The sequence below is a fragment of the Desulfurella sp. genome (assembly GCF_023256235.1).
Taxonomy (GTDB): domain Bacteria; phylum Campylobacterota_A; class Desulfurellia; order Desulfurellales; family Desulfurellaceae; genus Desulfurella.
Genome location: NZ_JAGDWY010000027.1, coordinates 1 through 3,071, shown reverse-complemented (window position 1 = coordinate 3,071; position 3,071 = coordinate 1). Strand labels below are relative to the sequence as shown.

General features: G+C 32.0%; 3 protein-coding genes. All 3 read right to left on the bottom strand.

What is annotated here, in order from left to right; all coding sequences use genetic code 11:
• Window positions 1-106: 106 nt before the first annotated feature.
• The 3 genes from Q0C22_RS02825 to Q0C22_RS02815 are packed head-to-tail and all read right to left on the bottom strand — an operon-like array spanning window position 107 to window position 2,864.
• Window positions 107-1,153, bottom strand: a complete 1,047-nt coding sequence (locus Q0C22_RS02825; RefSeq protein WP_025392295.1) for a lipopolysaccharide assembly protein LapB — start codon at window positions 1,151-1,153, stop codon at window positions 107-109.
• Complete coding sequence (locus Q0C22_RS02820) at window positions 1,122-2,345, bottom strand: Wzz/FepE/Etk N-terminal domain-containing protein (protein WP_291490558.1); 1,224 nt, start codon at window positions 2,343-2,345, stop codon at window positions 1,122-1,124. Before Q0C22_RS02820 ends, Q0C22_RS02825 begins: the two co-directional genes overlap by 32 nt.
• A 9-nt stretch (window positions 2,346-2,354) precedes the next feature.
• Complete coding sequence (locus tag Q0C22_RS02815; RefSeq protein WP_291490557.1) at window positions 2,355-2,864, bottom strand: hypothetical protein; 510 nt, start codon at window positions 2,862-2,864, stop codon at window positions 2,355-2,357.
• Between the last annotated feature and the right edge of the window lie 207 nt (window positions 2,865-3,071).

Genomic DNA, 3,071 nt, shown 5'->3' with positions numbered 1-3,071 from the left:
AAAATAATATAAGAAAGAAAACTTATTTATACGATTAGCTGTTTGTGTTAGACAAAATAGAAAATGGATATAGTAAACTATTACTCTAATGATCCAAAATCAAAACTCAATTATAAAAACACTCTAAAAGATTTCTGTAAAATGCTTTTAAATTCAGTTTTATAGTATTTATTAAACTTTCATCTGAATCATTTTTATACAATTGGGACAAAAGATTTGAGACGCTAAGATAATCTTTTTTGTCACCTATGGATTTATAAATGTCTATAGCTTTTGTTAGGTAATCTTCTGCTTTTTTATAATTGCTTTTGTCTAAGTATAACATGCCCAGATACTCGTAAGCTCGAGCCTGCCAATATCTATTGCCAATTTTTTCAGCTAAATCTTTGCCTGATAACAAATATTTTTCCGCATCGGAATAGTTTTTTAATAACCTGTAAATATTTCCTAAATTAAGTTTGGCTTGTGTTTGCCCCAGAAAATTTCCATTTTGTTCGAATATATTTAAAGATTTTTTCAGATATTCAATAGACTTTTGATATTTTCCGTCATTTGAATAGACTACAGCTATATTGTTGTAATTAACTGCTTGGCTATCTTGGTCATTAATTGATTTATTGATGCTTAAAGCCTGTTGGAAATAATCTAAAGATTTTGCGTAATCACCTTCCAAATTATACATTTCACCTAAATTATTTAATTGAGCTGCCTGGCCATTCATATTTTTTAATATTCTATAAAAATTTAGTGATTTTGTGTAGTAATAAATCGCATTTGTTTTATCATCGATATTCTGGTATGCAATACCCATTAAGTTTGATGTTAAAGCTAAATTTTCTATGGAAGTCGACATATTGTAGGCAGTTTTAAAATTTTTCAGTGCTGAATTAAAATCAGATACATTAAGATATGCTTTTCCAAGACATATATATGAATATATGTCTTTAGGCTGCCAAATTACAGCTTGTTTACCGGCATCTATAGCTTTTTTAAAATCTTGAAATTGTAAATAATTAGAGCACTTGAGAACATAATTTTCCTTAGCTGTAACTGTCTGCCTTAATAAAACAAAAATCAAAATACAGTAAAGAGCAATTGCGATAGCAAATCTAATTTTTGTTCTATTGATTTTTTTTCTTTCTAAGCGAAGCATACTGTTTGATCAATTGCATGCGTTCTTTATTTTCTTCATCTTGCGAAGCTTTTTCTATAAACTCTTTAAAAAACGCTATAAATATGGATAGGAAAAATGCGGCAAAAGTAGATACTATAACAATTAACGCTCTTTTTGGGCTTATTCTAATTTGCGGCGGAGTTGCTTTGTCAATGACCTGAATTAAAGATGCACCTTTTGCTTCTTTTACAGCCGCTTCTTCATATAGCTTTAAAAGCATCTCGTAGACTGTTTTTCTAAAACCAAGTTCGCCTACAACATTAATATACTTTCCATAAAAGCTGGGAATTTTACCCAATGGTGTAATTGCATTATTGCTATTATTTGTGTTTGATTCAAGTGCTGAAAGTTGAGATCTTAAGCTAGATAGGGTAGCCTGCGCTTTCTGGTAGGCTGGATTATTAGGGGTTGCATATGTTCCCATTGCTGCAATTTGCGCTTCTTGCACCGCAATTTGCGCTTTAAGGTTAGCAATACTTGCTATAGAAGCTTTGGTTTGTTCGCCAAGCTCAATAACGCCAGTTTTTTTCTGGAAATTTTCAACATTTTTTTCTGCTTCAACTAATTTTATATAAGCTTTCTTAAGTTCACTCTCAAAAAATTTTCTATCAATGCTGGCCTTTGTAATGGCAAGGTGATTATTTAAATCCCTCAATGCAGCCACAAAAGCATTAGCAATTTGAGCTGATCTTACTGGATTTTTATCTTTATAGCCAACTGTAATAATGCCTGTCTTTGTATCGACTTGAACATCCAAATGTTTAAGCACAGCTGTTCTTGCCGAATCGATATTTTTTGCTTTATACAGCTTCATTAGATTAAACTGCTTTATAATTCTATCTACAACAAAATCACTTTTTAGTAAATTTTCATAGATTTCTGATGGATTTTTAGCAGAGATCCCTAACCCCACTGCTGCAGCAGCAGTTTGAGCAAATGCTGAGCTCAGAGATGATTCTGCTCCTTGAGGGGGCATCAAAGTAGTTTTAGCTTCATATACTGGCGTCATCAAAAGACTTATTATTATGCTCAATACAGCAACGCCAAATGTTATGGAAAATATAAGTTTTTTATGCTTCAGTAAAACAATAAATAAATCAAGGAGATTTATTTCATCGTCATCCGAAACGTTTTGATAACCCAGATTGTTTTTTTCCTGATTTTCAACCATTAAATATTTCTATATCCCAAAAGTTTCAATTAATCCAACTTTCCAACTGCCATTTTCTTTGTACATTTTTAGATCAAAAGGCTCTTGAGCCTTTTTGTATTTTATAACAATTATTGCTTTATTTCCATCAAATTTTACTTTTTTCCAAACACTTTCATTTAAAACCATGTTTGGATCAAATGCTTTTAAATATCCAGACCAAAAAGATTGAGCAATAGCTCCGTCGGATTTAAAATCTTCTTCAATCGATGATTTCGAATAAGTTTTTATTTTAGATTTTAAAAGATTTTTGTAAACGCTTTCAATGATTTTATCCTTAGAACCGCTGCTCAAATTAGCCCACACTGATTTAAAATCTTTATTTTGCATGTTTTCAAAGAATGAGTTGGCGGTGTTTAAAACTTTATCAACTTTTTCCCTTTGTTCATAATTAGCATAAGATACTTTAGGTATTAGAGTAATAAAAGAAAAGATTATAAGTATACAAAGAACTAATGTTTTTTTTATAAACCAACCCATCTTAAAATTCCTAACAAAACCTTTTAAGTATAATTTACTGACAGCTCAACTTTTAATGGTGAGCTGTTGTAGTTACCGTGCTGCTGCTACTACTACTGCTTCCACTTGCTGCTATTGCTACACCCGCAACCACTGCTGCACCCGCTGCTATAGCTGCAATAGTGCCGGCGCTAACTGTGCCTGCTGCTGCTGCGCCTGCACCTGCGC

Excerpts from the sequence above, each read along its gene's own strand:
- Q0C22_RS02825 (WP_025392295.1), bottom strand. The coding sequence starts at position 1,153 with ATGCTTCGCTTAGAAAGAAAAAAAATCAATAGAACAAAAATTAGATTT.
- Q0C22_RS02820 (WP_291490558.1), bottom strand. The coding sequence starts at position 2,345 with ATGGTTGAAAATCAGGAAAAAAACAATCTGGGTTATCAAAACGTTTCG.
- Q0C22_RS02815 (WP_291490557.1), bottom strand. The coding sequence starts at position 2,864 with ATGGGTTGGTTTATAAAAAAAACATTAGTTCTTTGTATACTTATAATC.